This is a genomic window from Acidovorax sp. KPB24-03 (genome assembly GCF_057546605.1).
On sequence record NZ_BAAJYR010000823.1, the window covers coordinates 1 to 805 of the forward strand.

The 805-nt window shown below is 75.8% G+C and carries 1 protein-coding gene; it reads left to right on the top strand.

Going from position 1 to position 805, the window contains the following annotated elements:
- A partial coding sequence (locus tag AC27KI_RS26240; protein ID WP_487116788.1) for a PIG-L deacetylase family protein occupies positions 1-684 on the top strand: 684 nt, incomplete at its 5' end.
- Positions 685-805 lie beyond the last annotated feature (121 nt).

The window sequence follows — 805 nt, forward strand, 5'->3', positions numbered from 1 at the left end:
GCAGCGCCGCAGCCGCGGTTGCTGCCTGCCACCCCCGAATCGCTGGTGGCGCCCTTCAGCCGCGTGGTGGTCGTCGCGCCGCACCCCGACGACGAGGTGCTGGTGCTCGGCGGCACGGTGGCGCAACTGGCGCGACGTGGCCACGAGGTGCTGGTCTACGCGGTCACCGATGGGGAGGCGAGCCACCCGGGTTCACACGCCTGGCCCGCCGAGCGCCTGCGGCAGGTCCGGCCGCAGGAGTCGGCCGACGCCCTGGCGCAACTGGGCATCGCGGCGACCGTGGTGCGCCTGGGCCTGCCCGATGGCGGCCTGGCGGCCGAGGCGCTTGCGCTCGCGGCACACCTGCAACTGGCGCCGGGCGACACGGTGTTCGTGCCGTGGCGCCACGACGGCCACCCCGACCACGAGGCCTGCGCCCGCGCCGCCCTGGCGGCAGCCCGCACGGTGGGGGCCTGCTGCATCGAATACCCCGTCTGGGCCCTGGTGCCCGAACACGCGGCCCACGCGCGGTTGCGCCATCGCACGCTCCGGCGCATCGCCGTGGCCGACGACCTGGTGCAGGCCAAGGCCCGGGCCGTGCGCGCCTTCCAAAGCCAGATCCAGCCGGACGGCGGCGTGGCGCCGGTGCTGCCGCCTTCGGCGCTGCAGGCCTGGAGCGGCCGCTTCGAGTGGGCGATGGCCTGACATGGGCGCGCCCCTGGCCGATACCGCGCACTTCGATCAACTGCACGCGCGCAGCGCCGACCCGTGGGGCGTGCACACGCGCTGGTACGAGCGCCGCAAACGCGACCTGCTGCTGGCCGCG